The organism is Flavicella sp. IMCC45537 (genome assembly GCF_057197705.1).
Genome location: NZ_CM170067.1, coordinates 1,611,253 through 1,636,721, shown reverse-complemented (window position 1 = coordinate 1,636,721; position 25,469 = coordinate 1,611,253). Strand labels below are relative to the sequence as shown.

Below are 25,469 nucleotides of genomic sequence, written 5' to 3'. Positions count from 1 at the left end.
GTTTTGATTAGATTTCAAAAAAAAACTAGAAAAAGAATAGAGTTTCCTTTTCTAGTTATTCTAGTTTTATGATTTAATTAGATATTCTAAACGTCTTAAAACCTGTGGCTCATCTAGAGCATTTTTCTTTAGCTTTGTTTTGTTCAGTTGAAATTTATATTTATTTCCACCATCACTCATTAAAACAATAGAATTTAGAATTAGAAGTGCTTCTCCTCCGTCATTCGAATTATACAAGCAATTAGTCATGGATGCAACAGGATTTGACAGCCCTGTAAGACCTAGGTATTCAGAGGCGCGAACTCGATTGATTAATTCATTGTCATTTTTTTCAATCTGTTTAATTAGATCTTTAAAAGTATCTGCTTCCTCACCGAAAACACTACAATCTATAAGTGCCCAATACCTTTCCCAAGGATCCGTTGAAGTAAGACTATTTCTTAGTTTTTCTTCAACTTCATTAAATTCAAAAAGACTGTAATTGGCTACTTTTAGATAATTTTTGATGTCTTTTTTGTGTTTTTGTCCAAATTTCACCGGATTATCAAAAGCATTGTTGATCAAGTAAAATTCAGGATAAAACGCTAAATCGGGCATTTTTGCAATGCGTTTGTTTAGATTTTTTCTTAGTGATTTTAAGGTTTCTTGGTATTCTGGAAGCTGAGCTAAATTCTTTGTTTCAAAAGGATCTTTTTCAACATCATACAATTCTTCAGGTTGTTTTGGTTCGTAAAATTGTGCTTGAATATCATTAAGTTTACCTTTGTTGTAAAAATTACTCCATTGTTGGTATCCTAGTTGTTTGTATCGATAATTATTCATTAGACCGTTAAAATTAAAAGGCTGGTAGTTTCTAGTGTATTTGAATTTACCTTTTCTTACAGCACGCACCATATCATATTTTTCATCAAAACGATCCGCATAGCTAAAAGTTTCATCTCGCTTAGATAGATCTTTTGCAGAAACACCTTTTCCTAAGAAAGGGATACCATCCATTCCTTTTGGGGTTTTGACACCAGCTAAATTTAATACTGTTGCTCCGAAATCAACGAAACTCACAAAACCATCTTCTTTGGTGTTTGCTTTTACCGAAACCAAGTTTTTGTAGTTCTCAGGAATATAAACAACTAGAGGAACATGAACTCCCATTTCGTTTATGTACCCTTTACTGCCTGGTAAAACCCCACCGTGATCGCCATAGTAAAAAATAAAGGTATCTTCTAGCAAACCATCTTTCTCTAATTCTGCTACAACGGCACCCACTTCAGAATCCATTTCTTGAATTTTGTCATGGTATCTAGCGTTTGAGTATTTAAATAGTCCTGTTTGAGGGTGGTTAGGCTGTACAAAAACATTTTTTTGATCATTTTTAGTTCCTGCCTTCATATCTTCTCTGCTAAAATGCATTCTGCTTTCATGGGTAGTTGCAATATTGAATACATGAAAGAAAGGTTGGCCTTTTTTGCGATTTCTCCAAGATGCTTTTTTAGAGGATGCATCCCAAACATTATCTTCCTTGATAATATTATAATCTTCTTTAGCACAATTGGTCGTATAATATCCTGCTTTTCTTAGATACGCAGGAAACATTTCAACACCATCTGGCATTTCAACTTTTGCCATTCTACGATGATAATGTGTCGCTAATCTTGGACCATAAGAGGAAGCGATCAAGGTAGATCTTGCAGCACTACATACTGCCGCATTTGAGAATGCATGGGTGAAAATAACACCATGATTAGCTAAGTTCTCAATGCTTGGAGTTTCTACACCATTTTCATCGAATAGTTTCATATAATGCTTAGAGTTGTCCTCAGATACAATCCAAACAATATTTGGGGTTTTCTTTTGTGCAGTTCCTAAAAAGGAATTTACAACACAGAAGAATAATAAAATTTTAAAAGGAGAGAGTTTTTGATTCATTTTTTTATTATTTAGTTTCAATAGTAACTTTTGCGCTTTTTAACTGTTTAGATTTAGCGTAAAGTGTTATTTTTCCTGCTTTTTCTGTAGATTTTAAAATTGCCAAACACATTCCATTAAATGCTTTTCTTTTTTTAGCTTGAAAAGGTTCTAAACTTATTTGGTTTCCATTATCCACTCCAACAAGTGTACCATTTCCTCTTACAGAGAAGTTTACTTCATTAGCTGCAAGGGGACACATATTACCGTTTTTGTCAAGTATTTTTACAGTTACATAAGATAAATCGTTACCATCGGCGTCTATTTCTTTTCGGTCTACTGTTAATTGAATTTTAGTTGGTTTTCCTGCAGTGGTTATAGATTCCTCTAGTATTTGTTTACCACCTTTATAACCAATTACCTTTATAGTCCCAGCTTGATAAGGAACGTCCCAAGACAAACGATATTTAGATTTGAATGTTTTAGGTTCATATCTCATAAAGTCAACTAGAATTTCTGTAAGATCTTTTCCTTTCACTTTTTTTCCCATTGATTTCCCGTTAACGAACAACTCTGCTTCATCACAATTGGTGTAACAATAAACGGGTATCGTCTGTCCTTCCATACCTTTCCAGTTCCAGTGAGGTAAAAGGTGTATCATAGGTTTAGAACTCCATTGGCTTTGGTATAAGAAAAATCTGTCTTTAGGAAATCCACATAAATCTACTGCACCAAAATAAGAACCATGAGAAGGCCAGTCCCCATTCCAGTATCCATTTGTGGAGTTATCCTTCCCTCCATACGGGGTTGGTTCTCCTAGGTAATCAAAACCAGTCCAAATAAATTCTCCCATAACAGTAGGGTTTTTTTCTTGGAAGTGGAATTCAATATCAGGAGGGTAGGCCCATGGTGGTCCAACAATATCATAACTTGTTACATGTAATGATTCGTGATGTTTGTATTTTTCTATTGGAAAATGATATACACCTCTACTACTCGTGCAGCTTGAAGTTTCTGACCCGTATATAGGCATTTCAGGGTAGTTACCGATAATCTCACTATATTTAGAAGGTTTGTAATTTACACCAGCTATATCTGCCTGTTGTGCAAAGTTAAAACGATACGGAGCTGAATAATTATTCATTCCAAAAGTTGTAGGTCTAGAAGGATCAATCTCTTTGCAGTATTCATGTAACATTTTAGCAGTTTTCCAACCGTTCTTCTTATCATGTTGTTCATGGATTTCGTTTCCAGTACTCCACATGATAATTGATGGGTGATTACGATCTCTACGGACCATATCTTTGATGTCTCTTTCAGCCCATTTCTTAAAAAAAACATTATACCCATTTGGTACTTTTTCCTCTTCCCAAACATCAAAAGCTTCATCCAAAACTAATAAACCAAGTTCATCACAAACTTCTAAAAATTCACGTGAAGGTGGGTTATGGCTTGTTCTAATTGCATTAACCCCCATATCTTTCATTATTTGTAATTTTCTTTGATCAGCTCTTTTGTATACAGCTGAACCTAAAGCTCCATTGTCATGGTGTAAGCATACCCCATTAAACCTTACTTTTTTATTGTTCAAGAAGAAACCTTCTGCACTGTAAAAGATAGAACGTAAACCAAGAGTAGTTTCGTAAGTGTCTACAGTTTTACCCTCTTGTACTATAGTAGTAACTAGTTTATATAGATTTGGACTGTCAATATCCCATCGCATTGGGTTTTTTATATCATTGTATACCGCAGATATGGTAGAGGAGTTTGGGGCGATTACAATTTCGTCAATGTTTTTTGCAACACTTTTTCCATTGGGATCAAAGTATTCATGATTGACAGTTGCTTTTACGGTTTTGCTACTTTTATTCTGAACCGTAGTTTCGTTTTGAACCACAGCAAGTTTTTCTGTGACTGTAGGAGTAGTTATATATGATCCCCATTGACCAACATGCACTGGCTCATCAATTTTTAACCAAACAGATCTGTAGATTCCTGCACCAGGGTACCATCTAGAAGATAAATCCTTTGGAGTCAACTTTACCGCTATGATATTATCAGAACCATCATATTTTAATTCATTGCTTATATCAAATTCAAATCCTATATATCCAAAAGGACGATTTCCAACAAAGGTTCCATTCACCCACACATGTGCATCGTACATAGCTCCTTCAAATTCAATACGGATTGTTTTCCCTTTTGCTTCTGTAGGCATTGTGAAGTGTTTACGATACCATCCAGTTCCGTGAAAGGGCAATCCTCCACATCGCGCATTGTACTTCTCATCGAATGGACCTTCAATAGCCCAATCATGTGGTAAATTTAATTTTCTCCATTTGGAGTCATTGAACGCCATCGATTCGGCTCCTTCACTTTCTGCGTTGAAAAACAACCAGGACTTGTTGAAGTTTTGATTTTGAGCAAAACTTGATATACTGATGAAAACAGCTATTATCAGAGTTGCTATTGAGAACACATTTTTTTTCATTGTTGAGTTTTGAATAAGATAAAGTTTATTTTTATGTTCAAATGCACGAATGGCAAGCGAAAGCTACAAAAATAACTGTATATAGTACATATAACCGTCTACAAATGTTCAATAAACTAATACGAATGTGTTTTTATCAAGGTATATATCTTTTTTACTCTATGAGCAACCAGTTTAGATTCACAACTTTGTCGGCTCCCCAGTCAGATTTAAACACCACAACTATATTTTTTATTCCTGTTATTTTTTCTGTGATATCGGTTTCAATAGTTTTCCACTGGTTCCAACCCCCTGTAAATTCCGCGGGGAAAGTGGCAATTAGTTTACCTTTGAAGTGCCCTAATCGAACTTCGAAACTCCCATTTCTTTGTCCACATGCAACTCTTGCCTTAATTTTTTTAGCTTCACCATCACCAAAATCAACACGGTTAAATTTTACATAACCCATCATTTTGGTATCACAAACCATCCATCCTTTTGGTTCGTTTCCTCCTACAAATGCCGTTTTAGCTGATGAGATTTCATTATAACGATCTATTTGAATGGTGTCATTTACTTTTGGAGTTCCAATGCCTCTTAAAGTTGGTTTTACTTTTTTGATTGTCCCATCTTTCTTAAACTCCATATAGTCAGCTCTCATGGAACGTAGTTTGTTGTAGCCACTAATTTCCCACCAATGATAAAATAAAATCCATTTGTCTTGGTACTTGACAATGGAATGATGGTTTGTTCCATTTCCAATATTATCCATAATTTTCCCTTGATATTGATAAGGACCCATTGGTGTGTCGCTAGTTGCGTATGCAATTGTATATCCTTCTTGCGGAAAGACATGGGCAAAAGTCAGATAATATTTTCCTTCATGTTTTAATGGAAATGGTCCCTCTACATAACCAGCGGGTAAGCCTTCTACTTTTATTCCACTTCCGTCAATTTCCTTCATGTTGTTTTTTAGTTTGGCTACCTTCAATGTCCTTCCGCCAGCATAAAAAATATAGGCTTTCCCATCGTCATCTAACAACAATCCTGGATCAATTCCATCAAGACCTTTTATATATTCTTTCTCCCATTTAAAAGGCCCTGTAGGTGATTTAGAGGTTCCTACACCGATACGTCTAAAGGCACTTTCATCCTTAGGTTGAGCAGGGTAGTAATAATAATAGGTCTTGCCTTTTTTGATGCAGTCAGGGGCCCACATCCCATAGGAGTTTTTCTTTCCCCAAGGAACGTCATTTTGATCCAAAATACTTCCATGGTCTTTCCATGTGTTTCCGTTTTCAAGGGAGAACGAATGGTAACCAGGCATACAGAATTTGGGAGCTTCTACACCCTTTGGTGGGATTGCGTCACAAGAAGGGTAGACATACAATTTGTTGTCAAATACACGAGCTGTTGGGTCTGCTGTATATAAATGGGTTACTAATGGGTTCTGCGCATACAATGTTTGAAGTAGGATGCAAGCTAATAAAGTATTTATTAAGTTTTTCATGATGTAGTTTTTACTAGTTCAAAACTAATCAAGAATTTTGTCGTTTAAAGAAACAGATGATTTTCAAAGGGAAACAGATGGTTGATAAATTTTTATATAGTTTATGATACTACATTTTATCCAATGGAGGTTGTTTTGAAATTAGGTTTTGTTTTCCCTGTAACCATTTAGTTTTTAGTTTGGCTTGATAGCATAATGGATAGTTTAAAAAAATAGGGGGATTTTTAGTAGCATGAATTATATTTGGTCAAATCATATATGTTGTCTTGTATTCAGAGAGATTAGACTAAAGAAAAAAGGCTGTCAAACGACAGCCTTTTTTAATAAAATATAAAATTCTATTTTTGATTTTTTACAGAAAATTTACTTCCTTTTTTTACAACTCCTTTTGCGGTGTGGTGTTGCATTCTAGAAGTTTTAAATCCTCTAATATACTGATAGTTATAGTTTTTATATTCATGCGTTAATCCCCAACGTAAAATTTCAGTTGGTTCTTTTTCGTTGTCAGCCGTTCTGTTTAAACCAATGGCATGTGGTGCACCTTTTACTACTGCTTTAATCTCAAAGTTGATTCCATCAGGAGACCACTGTACTGTGTTTTTCTCCGGTCCATCCGTTGTAATTAAGGAAGCGATTCCTCCATTGTATGGCCAAACACAAATTTCATGACCACTATTACTTATTGGATTGTATGGAGATTTCACGTAGGGTCCTTTAGGGTTATCGGCTATAGCAACCCCATGTCTAATTTGACGTCCACCAAACGTAATAGCTTCACCCATTTGTTCTCCTTTATAGTAAAGGTAGAATTTCCCTTTGTAAGGAATGATACATGGATCATGTACCTTATGACTATCAAAATCTCCCTTTTTTTCTACAGCAAATCTATCTTGCTCTTCCCCTTTCCAAATACCGTTGTCGGCAGGGCTTAATATTGGTTCTTTACTTTTTGTCCAAGGTCCATTAGGTGATTTAGACCAAGCTAAACCTACTTGGTTTTTTACACGAACACTGTAAGGGTTCTTTACCGTTTGGTAGCATAGGTAAAACATGTCTTCGTGTTTCATGATTTCCACTGTGAAAACAGAACGATCGTCATATTCACCAGCCTTTCCTCTTGCAACGGCAACTCCTTCTTCTTTCCAAGTAATACCATCTGTTGAGGTTGCATACCAAATATCACATCTGTCCCAAGGAAATACTTTGTCCTTAACAACATCGCCTCCAAAACCTTGAGAAGGTCCTGTACTTCTACTAAACCAAGTATAGTATTTACCATCATGTTTGATGATAGCACTTGGATCTCTTCTTACGACTCCTTCTTCATATGCAAAATCACCTTTTAAATCATAGGTTTGGTATTGGAAAAACCATTCATTTCCATAGATTAATTCGTCGTCCCAAAGCAATGCTCTTTTTGAGGCGGCACTTAATTTATCTTTGTTAGTGATTCCTAGAAAATCTTGTTTTTCATCGGATAATACTACTTTTTCATGATCCTCATGAGAATGACTGCAATCAGCTTTTTTCTCACATGAGAATAATGCTAATCCAATGATTGCAGGAATAAAAAAATTCATTTTGTTCATTTTGTTCATTTTGTTCGTTTTATTTTAATTTGTGTTTAAGCGAGTGTATTTGAGTAAGCTATAATTACGATACCAATAACCATACATGCCAATCCTAAATATAAAGAGTTTTTAGCTTTAAGAGATGCTTTGGCCCATTCCTTTGTTATCAATCCACTTACGATGGCCGTAACTACGCACGCAGTGTTGAAAATAGCATAACCAACACTACCACCAAGTTCTTTACCAAGTTTAAATGCTGCATATGCAAAAACTACAGAAGCGGCGAAATTGAAAACTCCCATGATACTTGTTAGGGCAATGTTTTTTCCTAGGTGAGGTGTTTTGAATTTTCCCCAAAGTTTTTTTGCAGATAATTGTTGTATAAAATAAATTGCAATGGCAACACCACCGGCCATATAGATTACATACATCACGGCAATGGCACTTTTCCAAGAGGCATTCCCTTGCGCTTGTGAAGCCTGATCAATGATTTCTGCTCCATAAGAGTTAGCAAAACTAAATCCGGTAGCAAGTAATCCACCTACAATAGCGATCGTGATTCCGGTTACAATTGATCCTCCTTTGCTTGACTTTTCAGAACTCTCCGCTTCTTCATCTTGCTGACGAATAATTCCTGCTCTTCCGTTTGCCATGACCCCGATTAGTACAACTACTAAACCACCTAAGATTGTTAGGAATACATTACTAGCTGGGATTCCACCAATAAAAAATGGGATCAGTGACCCGACTAAAATGATGGTTCCAATAAAAATTGAAAAACCTAAGGAAAGACCGATATGGTTAATTGCTTTTCCCCACATCATGGCTCCAATTCCCCATGCAATACTAGATACAATCATTCCAATTAAGACGTTGGAAGGAATTGCGGCTAGAACATCAGAAAATCCATCTATTAATAGAAAAGCTGCAATGTTCGGAACTACAAAAGTGTTGATAGCGAAAAACATACTCCATGTGTTTTCAAATTCAAAGTCTTTTGTGAATTTCTCTGGTAAGGCATATAAGCCTAATAATAATCCTGCAAGAATTGCAAATAATACACCTGTTAACATATAATAATTTTAAGTTTAATTAATTCGTTTTTTTATACTCCGTCTAGATTACCATTCAAATTTAAAAATCGTGGTACTTTCAAATTCTTCTCCCGCTGATGTTATAGATTTTGGTGAGTTGGGAATATTGGGTCCGTTTTGATATCTGTGAGTTTCGCAGCAGAAACCACGGAATTTTCCATATTGTTCTCCATTTTCCCTTTTGATTTCATCAGAAGTATATTTACCCGTATATAAGAGCATACAAGGTTCTTTACTATAAACAGTTAAGGTTCTTCCTGATTCATTTGATGCTACCTGAGCCACTTCAATTAAGTCAAAATTAGGATTTTCAAAAGTGTAAAAGTGTTCAAAACCATCATTAATCTCACTATGAACATCACCGATTATTTTTCCTTTTGTTAAATCATCGGCTTGATTCGAAATATCAACAATTTCTCCTGTTCCAGCTCCAGTTTCATCCATCACTTGTCTTTTGTTGGTGTTTACTTTTGCTACATGTTTTTCAACAGTAGAAGCAAATCCGTCGAGATTAAAGTAAGTATGATTAGTTAAGGAAATAGGAGTGTCTTTGGTCGTAGAAGCTTTGTAGTCAATGCGTAGCTCATTCGTATTGCTAAGCGTAAAAGTGACGGTAGTAGCCACATCTCCTGGATAACCTTCCTCTAAGTCTTTGCTAAACAAAGTCATTTCAACTCCGTTATCTATTTCTCTCGATTGCCAAACCCTTTTGTCAAATCCTTGCTTTCCACCATGTAGATTGTTTTCACCACAGTTTTTTGCTAAGTTGTATTCCTGGTTATTTAGAGTAAATTTTGCATCTTTAATTTGAGAGCAATACCTTCCAATTGTTCCCCCGAAATAAGGAGAGTTTTCTAGGTAGGTGGTGTCAAAATACCCTTCTAATGTGTCAAATCCACAAGCAATGTTTTCTATTACACCACTAGAGTTAGGAACTTTTAAAGAAGTGATAGTTGCGCCAAAATTGATGATTTTCACTTCTACACCGTTTGCATTAGCAATGGTGTATTGTTTTATTTTTTCGCCTTGAACTTCTCCAAAGTCTGAAATATGTATACTCATTTTATTGGTTTAAGTTTAGTAATTTATTTTTCTTCAAAAGGAGCTAGTTTCTCCCAATCAAAAATAACACCTACTCCAGGATAGTCGGGTGCTACGGCTCTATAGTTTTCTACAACTAATGGTCTGGTTGTGTATTCATCAATAGGAAAACTATGTACTTCTAGCCAACCTGAATTTGGTTGTGCGGAAACCAAACTTACATGAAGTTCTTGCATACCATGTGAACAAGCTGGTATTCCATGTTTGTCCGCTAATCTAGCAGCTGCTAACCATCCTGTAATTCCTCCACAATTGGAAGCGTCTGGTTGAGCAAATGAAAGTTTTGCCTGATCAAAAGCATATTCAAATTCATGAATTGTATGTAGGTTTTCTCCCATGGCTAAAGGGAATCCCGTGGCATCAACAATTTCTCCAAAACCTTTGTAGTTATCAGGAATGATTGGCTCTTCAAACCAGGTAATGTCATATTGTTTGAATCCTTCAATCGCTTTAATAGCTTTTTCTACTGTCATAGAGTAGTTGGCATCCACCATGAAAGTAACATCTGGCCCAATATATTCTCTTACCGCTTTGATTCTGTCTAAATCTTCTTGCAGGTTTTCTCTACCTATTTTGATTTTTACAGCATTGAAACCTTTAGCTAAATACCCTTCCATGTTTTTCAAAAGCTTTTCGATAGGGAACATCAAATCAATACCTCCGCAGTATGCTTTACAAGTATTACCCGCACCACCTGCCATTTTCCATAGCGGCTGACCTGCTTTTTTACATTTGATATCCCATAAGGCGATATCAATGGTAGAAATTGCAAATGAAGCCACACCACCACGTCCTACATAGTGAACATGCCATTCCATGCAATCATATAATCCATCAATGTCAGTACCATCTTTTCCGATTAAAACCTCTGAGAAATCATGCTCAATCATGGCTTTTATTGCAAAACCTCCTTTTCCACCTGTGTAGGTATATCCAGTTCCTTCGCTACCATCTTCCAAAGTAATGGTAGTAGTGATCAATTCAAAATGATAGTGATCACCATGTTTTGCATCAGCCATTACTTCAGGTAATGGAACGGTAAATAGTTTTACGTCTACCTTTGATATTTTTGTACTCATAATAATATTTTTTTAAGAATAGGATTAAGCTTTGTGTCTGATGTAAAATGTCTTTTTCTCTAAATATTGTTCAAAACCATATTTACCATCTTCACCTCCAGATCCTGAAAGTTTATAACCATTATGGAAACCTTGATGCTGCTCACCATGACCTCTATTTACATAGATTTCACCATATTCAAGCTCATCATTACATTTCATAATTGTATTCATATCGTTCGTGAATACCATGGCGGCTAAACCGTATTCACAATCGTTTGCGAATTCAATCACTTGTTCAAAAGAATTAAATTTTAAAACAGGTAGTATAGGTCCGAAAGATTCTTCATGTACAATAGTCATATCTTGAGTAACTCCGGTTAAAACAGTAGGTTCAAACCAAAATCCTTTTTCGAATTCAGCACCCTCTGGTCGTTTTCCTCCCGCGGCAATAGTAGCACCTTCTTTAACACTTACTTCTACCAAGTGCTCCATGTGCTTTAATTCATTTCCATTCACTTTTGGTCCCATGTCTGTTTCTTCTAGCATCGGATCACCAACTTTTATTTCAGCAACTTTTGCTAAAAATTTCTCCATGAAAGTATCATAAATATTCTCATGAACATACATTCTTTCGTTACAAGTACAAACTTGTCCACAGTTGTCAAATCTAGAATGCAGTGCAGATTCTACTGCTGCGTCAATATCAGCATCTTCAAAAACTATAAAAGGAGCTTTTCCTCCAAGTTCTAATTGAACATGTGTAAGGTTGTCAGCTGCATTTCTTGCAATTTGCTGACCTACTGGAGTAGATCCAGTCATTGTTACCATTTTACATAATGGACTTTCAACAAGCGCGTTACCCATTGCACGTCCTGGACCAGTTAAGATATTGATTACTCCTGCAGGAATACCTACTTTATTAGCCAAATCTCCCAATTCCAATGTTGCTAGAGGAGTTTCAGATGTTGGTTTGATAACAATAGTGTTACCAGCTACCAAAGCGGGCCCTAATTTTCTACCAGCTAAGGCAAGTGGGAAGTTCCAAGCAGTAATTGCAACTACAACACCTCTTGGTACTTTTTGGATCCAAATTTGCTCATTAGGATTATCCGAAGGAATGATATCTCCTTCAATTCTTCTTGCTCCTTCACATGCATATCTGATAAAAGAAGCTGTTACTTGGACTTCGAAACGCGCTACTTTCAATAACTTTCCTTGTTCTTTTACTAAAAGTTGTGCAAGAGATTCGTTATTAGCATCAATTTCGTCAGCTAATTTGTACAGTAAATCTGCTCTTTCTCTAGCAGGTAGTTTTTTCCATTCTTTTTGTGCTTTATCGGCAGCTTCTAAAGCTTCGATAGCTTCTTCTGCTGTTCCATTTTGCACACGTGCTACTACTTCTTCGGTTGATGGACTTACAATATCAATTGTTTCACCTGAAGTAGATGTTCTCCATTCACCATTTATAAATAATTGGTAATCTTTAATTTCTGCCATAATAGTATATTATTTTTTTAATTTTTCTTTTCTATTGTTGTCCATTCGAATGGCGGCTTTTCCCTCGTAAAGTCTCTTTAATTGCCAAAGAGGTCTTTCCAAAGTCAATTCCCATTCAAATAATTTTTTATATAATTCTTTAACCTTTTCTGGGTTTTCAGAAGCCAAATCATTTATTTCTGAAATGTCTTGTTCAATGTTGTATAATTCAGCGGGACGATCAGGGAATCTAATCAGTTTATATTCATTGTGTCTTATCGCTGCTCTAGATTCTTTTTTCCAATACAAAGTTTCATGAGGTGTCTTTGAATTATTTTCCTCTAAATAGGGGATAAGGTTAACTCCATCTAGATGTGGTTTGTCTTCAATTGTTCCACCTGCAATTGATACAAATGTTGGTAAAAGATCTAAGGTGCTTATAGGTTTTGTATAGACTTGTTTTTTTTCAAGTTTGCCTTTCCATGACATTAGAAATGGAATTCTTATACCTCCCTCAAGATGATTCGCTTTGGTTCCGCTTAATGGGTCGTTACAAGATTTATTGGAGTCCGTAGGTCCCCCATTGTCATTAGCAAAAACTATTAGTGTGTTTTTTTCCAGTCCTAATTTTTTAATTTTATCCAAAACAACACCACAAGCTCTATCCAACCCTATTGTCATAGCAGCAAGGGTTCTTCTTTTTCCTGTTAAGTGTTTTGGTACCTTCTTTAGGTCGTCTTCTCTTGCCTCCATTGGCGTGTGAACAGCGTTAAAGGAAAGATAAACGAAAAAAGGGTTGTTTTTGTTTTTTTCAATAAATTCAGAAGTTTCGTTAGCTAAAGCATCTGTTAAATAAAGTTCACTTTCTTGATAATTCTCAAAACCAGTTTCAAGTTGTTTATCAGCTTCAAATTTTGGACTGTCTTTGTCAACCTCATAATAACTTCTTGCACCACCTCTAAAACCATAAAAGGTGTCAAAACCTCTTTTTGTTGGATGGAATCGATCCGCATTACCCATATGCCATTTTCCGAAAATTGCAGTGGTATACCCTAATTCTTTTAGGTAATCGGCTACTGTAGTTTCGTCTATGGGTAAACCCATTGCATCTCCTGTAAGTCCAGAGTGACTCATGTATCCAGGAACATTGTTTTCTTCAAATCCAAACTTTTGTTGGTATCGTCCGGTTAATATTCCGGCTCTAGAAGGTCCACATACCGCCGCAGATACATACGCTTGTGTAAACCTAACTCCGCTTTTTGCTAATGCATCTAGGTTAGGAGTTTTAAAATCTTTACTTCCTTGAAAACCAAAATCAGCATATCCTGCATCATCAGAAAGGATGAATACGATATTTGGTTTTTGTTGCGCGGAAATTTGGTGACAAACACCACATACAACCGCTAGTAAGCAAAGCGATTGTATGATTGTGTTTATCTTGATTAAAATTAGTCTCATTGAATATTTTTGAATTATCTACCCATCCATCCACCATCTACTAACATGGTAGTTCCATTCATATATGCTGCAGCTTCTGATGCTAAAAACACTGTAGGTCCCGCAAAATCTTCGGCGTTACCCCATCTACCTGCTGGAATTCTTGATAAAATAGACTCAGATCTCACTGGGTCATTTCTTAATGCTTCTGTGTTGTCTGTAGAAATATAACCTGGTGCAATTGCATTTACATTTACTCCTTTACCAGCCCACTCATTGGCAAATGCCATAGTCATTTGACCAATGGCTCCTTTGGAAGCAGCGTACCCAGGTACCGTAATTCCTCCTTGGAATGTTAGTAAAGAGGCCGTGAAAATAATTTTACCTTCACCACGAGCTACCATTTCTTTTCCAATTTCTCTTGTTAAAATAAATTGAGCATTTTGGTTTACCTCAATTACTTTGTCCCACATTTCATCTGGATGTTCAGCTGCTGGTGCTCTTAAAATAGTACCAGCATTATTGACTAAGATGTCTATTTGAGGGTGGTCTTCTTTTACTTCAGCGATAAATTTGTATAAAGATTTTCTATCAGAAAAATCACATTGGTATGCTTGGAAATTCTTTCCTAAGGCTTTAACGTCTTTTTCTACTTGACTTCCCTCTAGCTCTAATGAAGCAGATACTCCAATGATATTTGCTCCGGCCTCAGCCAAACCAATAGCCATTGCTTTTCCGATTCCACGTTTACAACCTGTTACTAAAGCTGTTTTTCCTTCTAAATTAAATTTATTTAAGATACTCATGTTGTTAGTTATATGTAAATGTTTTCGATATGATTTTTTAATCTCAATAAATCATTCGAACTGACATTTGTGTTTAAAATTAAAGTTGACAGTCCATTAATACTTTTAAGCCATCAGGGTTCTTGTCGATGTTTTCAAATACTTGTTGTATGTTTGATAGCGGTTGAACGTCTGTAATCATAGCTTCAAAAGGCAATTCATTTGCTGTAATTAGCGCGATAGATTTTTCATAATCTTCTCTTTCATACACACGAGCTCCAATTAGTTTTAATTCTTTCCAAAAGAATTTGAAAAGATCAATTTCTTTTTTCACACCGTGAATGGCAACCATTACAATTCTTCCTCTAATTCCTGCTACTTCTGTCATAACATCCAAAGCGGGTTGAACTCCTGCAACTTCAAATACAACATCTGCTTTACGACCATCGGTTTTCCCATGAACGTATTCCACTAAATCAACCTCTAACGGACTCACTGCATCAAAACCTAATTCTTTAGCTTTTGCGATACGCGTTGGGTTTACTTCTGAAATAATTACCTGAGCACCTACTTCTTTTGCAACCATTGCTACCAATAGCCCGATAGGTCCACCACCTAATACAACGGCAGTTTCACCAGCTACCAACCCACTTAATCGAACATCATGTGTTGCAACTGATAATGGTTCAATTAATGCCGCTAATTTTAAATCGGTATTTTCTTTCAATTTGTGTAATGTGAAAGCAGGTACATTCCAATATTGTTGCATAGATCCTGGACTATCAATTCCGATGAAGTTTAATTCTTCACAAATATGATTGAATCCTTTGTCAGATGGTTTTGCTTTAGAATCATCAAGAGGTCGCACCACAACTTTATCGCCTATAGCGTAATTATTAACATCTTCCCCAATAGCGTCAATAGTACCAGACATTTCATGCCCGATAGTTTGCGGCATGTCAACTCTTTGGTCCATCATTCCGTGGTAAATATGTACATCAGTACCACAAACACCTGAATAAGCTACTTTTATTCTAACCTCGCCTTTTTTTGGTTCCTCTACACTTTTCTCAACAACTGAAAAAGTCTTGTTTCCTTCGTATTGTGTTGCTTTCATTTTATAATATATTTTGTTTCAAATAAAAAACTTGTTTCTAATATGAAACAAATATATAAAATGTTAATGGTTTATTCAAATAAGAAACTGAATTTATATATGAAACCGATGTATGTTGAATTTTTGTCTAGTTTTTAGACGTGTTTAATCTAGGCTATAAATAGACTTTTTCGTGTTTTGAGCAGTGTAAAAAAGAATGGTAGAGGATATTATTTTCCTAAATATCCCAGTTTAGTTGAAATTTGAAAAGCGTAATCAGCAATAATTTTTCCTTTGTTGTCAAACTCACTATGTGGTAATCTACCATGGGGTGCGGTGATCCAAATAGCAGCAACAGGGGTTCCTTGTTCGTTAAAAATAGGAGCACCAATACAGTGAATACCTTGAATGTCTTCTCCGTTATCAATGGCATATCCAGTTTTTTTGACTTTCTTTAATTCTTCCTTAAAATCTTTTATCGAGGTTATGGTGTTCTCTGTATATTTGTGAAGTGTTTTGCCCTTTAATATTTTGTTGCTTTCAGGTTCTGGTAAGTAAGCCAAAATACTTTTACCGCCTACAGAACTATGCAAACTAAATTGCGTTCCTTGTTCAACAAAAAGTTTTACAGGGTATGAAGAGGATACCTGTTCTAAAATTGTTCCTTTAGAACCTAATAGAACACCTAGCATCACTGATTCTTTTAATTCATCACGTAAAGCACGCATCACATCTATAGACATTTCAACAATACTTTGTTCGTTTATTGAGGAGATACCTAGCGTTAGTATTTTTCTAGAAAGTGTTATTTTTTTAGTTGTCTCGTTTTTCTGCAAGTAATTTTTAAAAATCAATGTACTTGTGATCCGAAAAGCACTGGATTTTGAAATATCCAAAGACTGAATGATTTCCGATAAAGTTAATCCTTGCGTATGAACAGCTAATAGTTCAATAATCAAGAGCCCACGTTCTAAATTTGGAACATTGTAGCTTGATTTAGTTTCGCTTTTTTCTTCAGTCATGCTTTTTTGGTTGATTTGTAACAAAAGTAATATTATTTTTTATGCTGATACTATTTAGCGGAAACATAAAATAAAATTAGCTTTAACAAGAATGGTAAAGCTAATTTTTTGTTTTACTTAATTAGAATTTGTGTTTTGGCGGTTTCTAAACCGTTACCTGTTGCGGTTATGATAAGTTCTCCTTTTGTGTTTTGTGCTTGTAAAATAAGTAAAGTTCTCCCTTGATGGGTAGTGTTGATGTTGGTTTGGAATTTTTGTGTACTTTTTTTCCAACCATTGTCAATACCTAATAATTTTGCTGGGCCTTCAATGGTATAAGTAATTTCCTTATCATCTGTTTTGGCAGGGTTTCCCTTCGTGTCCGTTAATTGAACCTCAATATGAACAACATCATAATTATTCGGAGAGATTTCTTTTTTATCAGGATTCAAAGTGATTTTGGATGCCAATTTTGCGGTTGTTAATGATGTAGATATTTTCTTACCGTTTTTAACCCCCTTGGCAATTAAAGTCCCTTCTTTATAAGGTATTCCCCATTTGTATATGTGATCTTCAAAATCTGCAAGCTTTTTCTTTCCTAGAGATTTGTCATTGAGAAATAATTCAATTTCCTCACAATTGCTATAGATTTCAGTTGAAATCATTTCGTTTTCATTATAGTTCCAGTGTTCGTTAATATCATACCATTGCCATAAAGCTCTTTTCCAGAATTCTGGGTTTTTCGCAACGATAGTACCTTTAGAGTCAATTTTGTTTAATGACTTTTCAATATTTTGAGTTGCAATAAAGATATGAGGATTCTCGTTCCATAGGGTTTTCATCATGTGATACGAGCCTTTTTTGAAACCTGCCGTGTTTAACAATCCAGATGGTTGAACACGTACCGGCCATGGTTCTCTAATTTCACCCATATAATCAAAGCCTGTCCATAAAAATATTCCAGCAATATGAGGTCTTTCTAAAACAGCCTTCCACTCATGATATTGGGCTAAATTTTCTGTCCCCATAATTGGTTTGTCTGGGTAGTTTTTGTGTCCGTAATCATACAATACACGTCTGTAACTATAACCGACGATATCTAAAGCATCAGCATAGCCAGATAAATGGCTGGCAGAAGGTAAAATGCAATTCGCGGTAATAGGGCGGGTTGTATCTAATTCTTTTGTCCACTTAGATAGTTTTTGAGCCGTTTTTCCAATGTCATATTTCTCTTTAGGTAGCGTTTCTAATTGATGTTTTATTTCAGCAACAGAGTGAGGTGGCTCTGACCAAAAATAATTTCCTTGCCAGCTCATATTATTGAAAAAACCTGTTGCTTCTGCATTTCTAGGATAGGTCCATTCAATTTCATTTCCAATACTCCATTGAAATATGGAAGGATGGTTTCGATGACTTAAAACAACGGCTTGGAGATCTCTCTTAGCCCATTCTTGAAAATGTTCTACGTAGCCTCTTGTTATGTAATCGGTACTTTTAGATTCATTTTGATTGTATCTTTTGTCTTTCGGGTTGTCCCATTCATCAAAAAATTCGTCTTGTACTAAAAAACCCATTTCGTCACAAAGTTCTAATAATTCATTGGAAGCTGGATTATGTGAGATTCTTAAGGCGTTGACACCTCCATCTTTTAATATTTCTAATCTTCTTTTAAGGACTCCTTTTGGTATAGCGGTACCAACCATTCCTGCATCATGATGAATACAAACTCCTTTGATTTTCATGTTTTCGCCATTCAAGAAAAATCCTTTATCGGTATCGAATCTAATAGATCTGATTCCAAATGCAGTAATTTTTTTGTCTACTATGGTTCCATTTGATTTGATGCTCGTTATTGCTTTATATTGCTTAGGGTTGTTAACGGACCATAGTTGAGGTTTATTTATATTTATCTCTTGAGTAATTTGGCCGTTTGTGTTTTGTTTTAATTTGATGCTTTGCGTATCGCTTTTAACAAGGGTTCCGTTGGAATCTAATATGTTAGTTTCAATAGAAAGTGTTTGATCCTCTGGAGATTGATTGTTGATTGTAGTGTTTAAATTTACTATTGCTTGTTCTTCTGTAACTTCTGGAGTTGTAATAAAGGTTCCCCAAATAGGAATATGAACTTTATGCGTAGTGATTAGTTTTACGTTTCTGTAAATTCCAGCACCAGTGTACCATCTGCTATCAGCAAATCGGGTATGATCAATTTTTACAATAATTGAATTGGAGTTTCCATTAGAATTTAGATACGCAGAAATCTCATAATAAAACGGCGAATAACCATATGGGTGAGATCCTAATTTATTTCCGTTTATGTACACTTCAGAGTTGTTGTAAACCCCATCGAATAACACATAAACTAATTGCTCTCGATTTGATGGAGAATCAAAATTCTTTTGATAATATCCATAGCCCTTAGAAGCTAAATACCCTGTTCCAATTGCATCTTTACCTAAGGATTCATCAAATTCATTCGTTACAGCCCAATCATGAGGTAATTGTACTTCTTGAAATCTTTTGTTTTCCAATTGGTTGATCGCTAAATTTTCTTGTGATAAATAGAAGTTCCATCCAAAATTAAAGTCTATTTCCCGTTCTTGTATAACATTTTGTTTAGAAGTACAAGAAAGCAGAAATGCAGACATTAAAAATAATAGAATGGAATTTTTCATAATAGTTAGAATTGTAACGCCTAGGAATAGAAATATTTTGAGGCTTTTATTAAGGGTGTAAAAATCTTATTATTTTGAGTTATTCAAAAAGATACCGTCTAGACAAAATCTGTACATATAAAACAAAAGCTCAAAAAATCTAGATATCTTTTGGATATTTCGATTTCTTAAGCTTTAAGATTTCTATTCTGAGATTCGAATGAAAAATTAATTAAAAGTATCTTTTTAGTTTTTAATGAAGTTTTCGATGCCAAAATCTGTGATCAAAACATACATACCCATGTCTAGGTTTGAGACTTCAATAGAACCTTCTGTTTGACCGGATTTTATTTCTTTTCCGTTTATAGAGTAAATTTTAAACGAGATTGATTTCTTGTTCGTGTCAAGGTGAAGAATATCTTTTACCGGGTTGGGATGAATCCTTAAGTTTTTATTTTTATTTATGTTTAAGACAGAAGCAATTTCCGTATCCATTATTACCTGAGTATTGTCATTGGCAAAACTTGCATTGTTATCCATTGAAATAAAAATTTTCATCAAGTAAAAATTACCATCAGGCAAATCTTCAGTAGGAGTGGCATTTTCATCTATAGTATAGGTTGTCGCTATTTCTTGTTGGTTAGGAGAGTCATTAGTTGCAGGGTAAATTGGGGTGTAGGTGTTTACAACGGACCAAGAAGAGTTCATTTCTTGAAGTGTAACTTGCATATAGGCAAGATCTTTTCCTGCAGTATTGTAATCAATCGTAAGATCTAGGTTTTGACCTGGAGCAATATTGGTAACCTTGTTTTTCCATGTACAAAAAGGTTCTGTTACTTCTTCTTCTTCAGAATAATTAAATATTTGAAAAATGGCACTACTCACATGTCCCCCTGAATCTGGGAATGTTACATCTACAGTGTTGTTAGAAGTTAGAATTTCCCATGCAACGGGTATTTCAATCACTCCAAAGAATCTGTTTTTATCAGCTTGATCGTAACCTCTAAAGTCAGTAGGTACTACAACGGCAGTTCCGTTTACAGTAACAGTAGGAGTAAGACTAGATCCGTGATCTCTTCCTAAGCCAAGTCTAAGAATAGCCTCTCCCGCATTGTTTTTTTCAATAGAGTTGATGCTAAAGTTTATGGATTGGTTTGCGATAATAGGTTGTAGGTAACTGGTTGCGTAGTATTTTTTTTCTTCATTCAGTTGATCTATTGTTACATTAGAATCAAAAGTATATTCTAAGATCATTGTAGACTCTGCTCCAAGATTTATGTTTTGGGTATTAGACGCGATTGTTTCCTCTTCAAGAACAGGAACGTTGTCAATTAGTGTGAGATGTCTTTTATAGATACTTGAAATCGATACGTCTTCGGTATCAAATAGGTTTAAATCTATTGATTTTTCGTTGAATTCAAGGTTGTTAAGGATAATATATGCTTTGTTGTCATCTATATAGGCATCTACTAAGATATCTAAATCATCAGATTTTGTATCAATTCGTGTTCCTTTAACGTTTTGCCATAATTGATAGAATTTAACTCTGTTTGTGTAAATCCATTCGCCAGTGTAGCTATCTGGTTCATTCGTTTTTCGCATTAATCTTGCATTATAAGGGATATCTTTACTATCGTTATATCCCCATTCTGCTTTTACAGGAGTAAATGGAATTGCGATTGCAATATGATCAGGTCTTTCCATAAAAGAAAGCATCATTGAATTTTGAGCTTTCAAAAATAGCCAGTCTTTATATGGGCTCCATCCTTGGTTGTTGTAATCATGGGTCTGCGCTCCGTATTCTGAAATAACATAGGGTTTTGTGTGTGCTAATGTCATCATGCTGTACTGGTCATTCATATCAAAAGTAGCTTCTAAGTTACTACCAGATCTTAAGTCTACTTTTCCTCCAAACGCAGGGAAATCATATAAATGCCATGACCAAAAATCCATTTTTGTCCCTGCTACATCAATAAATAATTTATCTCTGTTGTTCCATCTTTGAAAATCTCCTGTTTCAAAATCAGGAAAAGCTACGGTGTATCCACCAATAAGCAAGTTTTCATTTTGGGCACGTATGGCGTCTGCTACATCTACATGAAATTCAGCAATCTCTTGGAGTGAGTTTGTATAGTCAGTTTTTCCGCCGAGTGCTTCATATGCAGGTTCATTTATAACTTCTACCCATTGTGGTTGAGGCTGACCGTTTCCGCCATGGAAGGCATTGAAATATCTACCCATATATTCTCCAGTTGCAGTTGCGTTCGCAAGTTCCCATCCAAGTTTTGTAGGTACTTGACTTTCTCCTGTCCAAAAAGGATGCAATTGTGCAGCGATAACATGGTTTCTTCTTGCCTCGTAGGGGTGAATTGCTGTTTTAGTGGCATAAGTGTTTTTTGAATTAGTTCCCTTTGTAGTGATGCTAGTTGGGTCTGCAAAACCAGGTCTCTCGGTGTCTTCTGGCATGTAATTTAAATTCCATGTAATTCCTCCTGTATCTCTCCCTAAATAGACGTCATATCCGTTAAGAAAATCATTTCTTAAATCATCTACAAAATTATCACCATCCCATTCTGTTTCGGTATGATTGGCGTGAATAGTTATGAATTTTGTTCGGTCAAAGCTGTCTATTTCTCCAGTTTTATGACGTACGTTTAATTTTATGTCAACTTTAGTTTGCGCAAAAGCACAAAAGTTTAAGAAAAACATAATTAATAAGGTTGTTTGTTTCATTGATTTTGTTGGTTTTAATTCAATTACAAATTTACTTCGGGTAGATCTTGAAAAAATATTTTAACACTAGATAATATCACAACAGTTTGTGATGTTTTTATCCAATCAAATAAAATGGATTGAATAAAACTAGATAAGCTTGGGTTAGTAAAAACATTCTATTTATTGGGTCGGTTGGATTATATCGGGGCTAAAGAGTAACTTTTTTTATTTAAATAAAGGGGTATAGGTGTGGTTTTAGAAACTCTATGATGGATAAGTTATACTTGTGAACTTGTATTTATAGAAATATTTAGAGATTTCGTTCAGGGTGCTTGTAAATATCAGTAAAATAGGGTTTTAGTCAAGTTTAAGTTTATATATTGTCTATGTGAAAAAATAGATTTTTTCGATGAATATTACATTTCGTAGGGTTTAAGTCTAGTAGAGTTCTGAAAAATCACTTTGGCTAAAGGTCATATTTGTAGGACTAAACTTTAATCGAAAAAATATGAAATTCAATTTATGTGCAAATTGGGATGCCAAGATTTTGTTGACAACACTGTTGTTAATGAGTGTTGGTTTTGTCCAAGCACAAAAAAATGCAATTAAAGGAAAGGTGTCTGATAAGGACGGCCCTCTTCCTGGTGTTAGTGTCTTGGTAAAAGGCACTTCTAATGGTACAATAACCGATTTTGATGGTTTGTACGAGTTAAATGTATCCACTGAGGATGTGATAGTGTATAGCTATGTTGGTTATAAACAAAGTGAGTTAGTTGTGGCTGCGGCAAGTTCTTATGATGTTACCATGCAGGCTGATGTAGCTGCTTTAGAAGAAGTTGTTGTTATTGGGTATGGAACTCAAAAGAAAAAAGAAGTTACTGGTGCAGTTGTTAAAATTACTTCAGATGTTATAGATATCGCACCCGTTGCTGATGTTGGAAGCGCATTACAAGGACAAGTTGCAGGTGTGAATGTACAAGCAAACAGCGGAAGACCTGGGGAAGCAGCAAATGTTCAAATCCGTGGTTTAGGATCTTTGAACTCAGATGGTTTGGGTCCTCTTTATGTAGTTGATGGAGTTCCTTATGAGGGGAATCCAAATATTTCTCCTGATCAAATTCAAAGTATTGATATTTTAAAAGATGGTGCCTCTGCAGCTATTTATGGAACAAGAGGTTCTAATGGAGTAATATTGATTACTACCAAACGTGGTGAAGTAGGGAAAATGAAAATAAACTTCAATACCTACACAGGAATTCAAAATATTACCTCTGGTACTCCTTTAATGAATACTAATCAGCAATTGTACATTGAGGATGTAACCTTAGCGGCTTTAGGTAGAAAACCAACAACGTTTATCATTACTCCTGATGCATTGGATTATGACACTGATTTTGTAGGGGATGTTCAAAATAATAATGCCGAAATAAGCAATTATAATTTGCAGATATCCGGAGGTGTGAAAAACTTGACATTTAATTTAAATACAAATTATTTTAAGCAAGAAGGAGTTTTGATAAATTCAGGCTTCGATAGATTGGCAAATAGAATTACAGGGCAGTTTAATAAAGGAAAATTAAAAGTGTTTACTACGGTTGGGTTTTCTACAGAGAATAGAACTCAAGAGCCTTGGGCTTTATATGAACAAGCGATTGTTCAAAAGCCTTGGAGAGCTCCATTGAACTCTTTAACTCCTGTAGGAGATACAGGGGTAGTTTTGCCACCAGATAATGAAATTCAGTATAGTTACCTGTCAAATCAAATGCAAAACACTGATGAGAGAACAACTAAAACGTTGAATTTTGCTTTTAATGCAGAGTATGAAATTTTTAAAGGGTTTTCTTATAAACTGAATTTAGGTACAAACTCATGGGAAAATAAAAGAGTATTCTACAGACCGCAAATTTTAGCCTATAATAATCAAGGAGAATTAAATCCGGGAGCTTCTAGAATTAATGCTCTTTTAGATGAAGATTATATATGGTCGCAAAGACAAACTATTGAAAATATCTTAAACTATAAAAAGAGTTTTGGTAAGAACAATCTTCAGTTTTTAGGGGTAATTTCTTATGAGCAATTTAATTATCGTGAAATGGGAGTGGGCGCTATTTTTAGTGAGCAAACTAGTAACGATTTGAGAACATTTGCCTCTGCAAGTGAAGGTGTGAAACCAACTAGTAAAGATGAAACAACCACACTCTCTGGGAAATTATTCCGTGTGATGTATAATTATGATGGTAAGTATTTAGTGTCAGCAAGTATTAGGAGAGATGGTTCGTCAAATTTTTCTGAAGAAAATAGATATGGTACTTTTCCAGGGATTTCTGCTGGTTGGAATATTCATAACGAAGATTTTTTCCGTTCAAGGGTAATGAATAGTTTGAAATTAAGAGCCAGTTACGGAGAAGTAGGGAATCAAACAGTGAGGCCTTATTCAACAACTGCCACAATTCAATCGGGTGTGAATTATCCATTTACGTCGGCTGAAGATTTAGAGTTCGGTTCTGTGCAAAGAAAATATGTGGATAGCAATTTAAAGTGGGAAACTACTATTTCTAGAAATATTGGTGTAGATATAGGAATGTTTAACAACAAATTGAATATTACTGCGGATTATTATTACAATGATAAGGAAGATATGTTGTTGAGAAAGAGTATCGCTCCTTCAACAGGAACGTATCACCCAAGAACAGAGGGGTTATATGATGTGATTACTGTTAATGCCGGAAACATGTACAATAAAGGTATTGAGTTGGCTATCAATTATAATGATCAAACAGACTTTGGATTGAAATACGGTATAGTTGGTACTTTTACTCAGAACAAGAATGAAGTAACCAACCTAGACGGTGTTAGTAGAGGTTATGGAAATGGACGTCCAGTAACATCAATGGGAACAAATGTAGATTATACTACATTTTTAGCTGAAGGTTATGAAGCGGGTGCATTTTTCTTAGTACAGCATGATGGTATCATTAAAACACAAGAGCAATTAGATGCTTATAAAAATATTGATGGTTCAGCTCAATTAGGAGATATGATGTATAAAGATGTTGATGGGAATAACCAAATCGATGATAATGATCGTGTTTATAGTGGTTCCGGGCAAGCTAAGTTTGAGGCAGGTTTGACATTTAACTTTGCGTATAAAGGTTTTGATTTAACCTTACAGTCTTATTATTCTCATGGGGCCAAAATTTACAATGGTGCTAAAATGTTTGCCTATGCAAATGCTCGTCATACTGATATTTATAGTATGTGGTCTCCACAAAATCCGAATTCTGATATCGCAACTGCAAGACAGAATGCTTATCATAATAATGTAAGAGCGAGATCTGATTTGTTTTTAGAAGATGGAACTTATTTTAGGTTAAGAAATGCAACAGTTGGATATACAGTACCTAACACAAAAGAAATGGCAGGTATTGATAGATTGAGATTGTATGTTACTTCTTTTAATCCTTTGACAGTAACAAATTACAAAGGATATGATCCAGAAGTTGGTGGAGATGGAATCTTTACAAGAGGTGTTGATAGAGGGAATTACCCTGTGGCAAGAAGATTTATGCTTGGGGTTCAATTAGGATTTTAATTCT

General features: G+C 35.2%; 15 protein-coding genes. 1 reads left to right on the top strand and 14 read right to left on the bottom strand.

What is annotated here, in order from left to right:
• Positions 1-66 precede the first annotated feature (66 nt).
• The 14 genes from AC2DGP_RS06940 to AC2DGP_RS06875 all read right to left on the bottom strand — a co-directional run bounded on the left by AC2DGP_RS06940 (position 67) and on the right by AC2DGP_RS06875 (position 21,891).
• Positions 67-1,923 carry a sulfatase family protein gene (locus AC2DGP_RS06940; RefSeq protein ID WP_484492284.1) on the bottom strand — a complete coding sequence of 619 codons (1,857 nt, stop codon included), beginning with the start codon at positions 1,921-1,923 and terminating at the stop codon, positions 67-69.
• Between the two features lie 7 nt (positions 1,924-1,930).
• Entirely contained in the window at positions 1,931-4,393 is a 2,463-nt protein-coding gene (locus tag AC2DGP_RS06935) for a glycoside hydrolase family 2 TIM barrel-domain containing protein (RefSeq protein WP_484492283.1), read from the bottom strand.
• A gap of 154 nt (positions 4,394-4,547) precedes the next feature.
• Positions 4,548-5,882 carry a family 43 glycosylhydrolase gene (locus AC2DGP_RS06930; protein ID WP_484492282.1) on the bottom strand — a complete coding sequence of 445 codons (1,335 nt, stop codon included), beginning with the start codon at positions 5,880-5,882 and terminating at the stop codon, positions 4,548-4,550.
• Positions 5,883-6,220: 338 nt separating this feature from the next.
• A complete protein-coding gene (locus tag AC2DGP_RS06925) occupies positions 6,221-7,471 on the bottom strand; it encodes a glycoside hydrolase family 117 protein (protein ID WP_484492488.1) in 1,251 nt (416 codons plus the stop codon).
• A 35-nt stretch (positions 7,472-7,506) separates the two neighbouring features.
• Positions 7,507-8,526, bottom strand: a complete 1,020-nt coding sequence (locus AC2DGP_RS06920) for an L-rhamnose/proton symporter RhaT (RefSeq protein WP_484492281.1) — start codon at positions 8,524-8,526, stop codon at positions 7,507-7,509.
• Positions 8,527-8,574: 48 nt separating this feature from the next.
• Positions 8,575-9,609, bottom strand: a complete 1,035-nt coding sequence (locus AC2DGP_RS06915) for an aldose epimerase family protein (RefSeq protein ID WP_484492280.1) — start codon at positions 9,607-9,609, stop codon at positions 8,575-8,577.
• A gap of 23 nt (positions 9,610-9,632) precedes the next feature.
• Positions 9,633-10,727 (bottom strand): mandelate racemase/muconate lactonizing enzyme family protein, encoded by a 1,095-nt coding sequence (locus tag AC2DGP_RS06910; protein WP_484492279.1) that lies wholly within the window; start codon positions 10,725-10,727, stop codon positions 9,633-9,635.
• A 24-nt stretch (positions 10,728-10,751) separates the two neighbouring features.
• Positions 10,752-12,206 carry an aldehyde dehydrogenase gene (gene aldA / locus AC2DGP_RS06905; protein ID WP_152285429.1) on the bottom strand — a complete coding sequence of 485 codons (1,455 nt, stop codon included), beginning with the start codon at positions 12,204-12,206 and terminating at the stop codon, positions 10,752-10,754.
• Between the two features lie 9 nt (positions 12,207-12,215).
• A complete protein-coding gene (locus AC2DGP_RS06900) occupies positions 12,216-13,643 on the bottom strand; it encodes a sulfatase (RefSeq protein ID WP_484492278.1) in 1,428 nt (475 codons plus the stop codon).
• Between the two features lie 14 nt (positions 13,644-13,657).
• Positions 13,658-14,422 (bottom strand): SDR family NAD(P)-dependent oxidoreductase, encoded by a 765-nt coding sequence (locus AC2DGP_RS06895; protein ID WP_484492487.1) that lies wholly within the window; start codon positions 14,420-14,422, stop codon positions 13,658-13,660.
• Positions 14,423-14,507: 85 nt separating this feature from the next.
• Entirely contained in the window at positions 14,508-15,524 is a 1,017-nt protein-coding gene (locus tag AC2DGP_RS06890; protein WP_484492277.1) for a zinc-dependent alcohol dehydrogenase, read from the bottom strand.
• A 209-nt stretch (positions 15,525-15,733) separates the two neighbouring features.
• Positions 15,734-16,525, bottom strand: coding sequence for an IclR family transcriptional regulator (locus AC2DGP_RS06885; protein ID WP_484492276.1), 792 nt, complete (start codon positions 16,523-16,525; stop codon positions 15,734-15,736).
• Positions 16,526-16,638: 113 nt separating this feature from the next.
• Positions 16,639-19,179 (bottom strand): glycoside hydrolase family 2 TIM barrel-domain containing protein, encoded by a 2,541-nt coding sequence (locus tag AC2DGP_RS06880; RefSeq protein WP_484492275.1) that lies wholly within the window; start codon positions 19,177-19,179, stop codon positions 16,639-16,641.
• 225 nt (positions 19,180-19,404) lie between these two features.
• Positions 19,405-21,891, bottom strand: coding sequence for a T9SS type A sorting domain-containing protein (locus AC2DGP_RS06875; protein WP_484492274.1), 2,487 nt, complete (start codon positions 21,889-21,891; stop codon positions 19,405-19,407).
• A gap of 490 nt (positions 21,892-22,381) precedes the next feature.
• Between AC2DGP_RS06875 and AC2DGP_RS06870 the strand changes: the two genes are divergently transcribed.
• Positions 22,382-25,465 carry a SusC/RagA family TonB-linked outer membrane protein gene (locus AC2DGP_RS06870; protein ID WP_484492273.1) on the top strand — a complete coding sequence of 1,028 codons (3,084 nt, stop codon included), beginning with the start codon at positions 22,382-22,384 and terminating at the stop codon, positions 25,463-25,465.
• Positions 25,466-25,469 lie beyond the last annotated feature (4 nt).

What these genes read in the sequence shown, in the direction of transcription:
- AC2DGP_RS06940 (WP_484492284.1), bottom strand. Translation starts at nt 1,923, where the DNA reads ATGAATCAAAAACTCTCTCCTTTTAAAATTTTATTATTCTTCTGTGTT.
- AC2DGP_RS06935 (WP_484492283.1), bottom strand. Translation starts at nt 4,393, where the DNA reads ATGAAAAAAAATGTGTTCTCAATAGCAACTCTGATAATAGCTGTTTTC.
- AC2DGP_RS06930 (WP_484492282.1), bottom strand. Translation starts at nt 5,882, where the DNA reads ATGAAAAACTTAATAAATACTTTATTAGCTTGCATCCTACTTCAAACA.
- AC2DGP_RS06925 (WP_484492488.1), bottom strand. Translation starts at nt 7,471, where the DNA reads ATGAACAAAATGAATTTTTTTATTCCTGCAATCATTGGATTAGCATTA.
- AC2DGP_RS06920 (WP_484492281.1), bottom strand. Translation starts at nt 8,526, where the DNA reads ATGTTAACAGGTGTATTATTTGCAATTCTTGCAGGATTATTATTAGGC.
- AC2DGP_RS06915 (WP_484492280.1), bottom strand. Translation starts at nt 9,609, where the DNA reads ATGAGTATACATATTTCAGACTTTGGAGAAGTTCAAGGCGAAAAAATA.
- AC2DGP_RS06910 (WP_484492279.1), bottom strand. Translation starts at nt 10,727, where the DNA reads ATGAGTACAAAAATATCAAAGGTAGACGTAAAACTATTTACCGTTCCA.
- aldA (WP_152285429.1), bottom strand. Translation starts at nt 12,206, where the DNA reads ATGGCAGAAATTAAAGATTACCAATTATTTATAAATGGTGAATGGAGA.
- AC2DGP_RS06900 (WP_484492278.1), bottom strand. Translation starts at nt 13,643, where the DNA reads ATGAGACTAATTTTAATCAAGATAAACACAATCATACAATCGCTTTGC.
- AC2DGP_RS06890 (WP_484492277.1), bottom strand. Translation starts at nt 15,524, where the DNA reads ATGAAAGCAACACAATACGAAGGAAACAAGACTTTTTCAGTTGTTGAG.
- AC2DGP_RS06885 (WP_484492276.1), bottom strand. Translation starts at nt 16,525, where the DNA reads ATGACTGAAGAAAAAAGCGAAACTAAATCAAGCTACAATGTTCCAAAT.
- AC2DGP_RS06880 (WP_484492275.1), bottom strand. Translation starts at nt 19,179, where the DNA reads ATGAAAAATTCCATTCTATTATTTTTAATGTCTGCATTTCTGCTTTCT.
- AC2DGP_RS06875 (WP_484492274.1), bottom strand. Translation starts at nt 21,891, where the DNA reads ATGAAACAAACAACCTTATTAATTATGTTTTTCTTAAACTTTTGTGCT.
- AC2DGP_RS06870 (WP_484492273.1), top strand. Translation starts at nt 22,382, where the DNA reads ATGAAATTCAATTTATGTGCAAATTGGGATGCCAAGATTTTGTTGACA.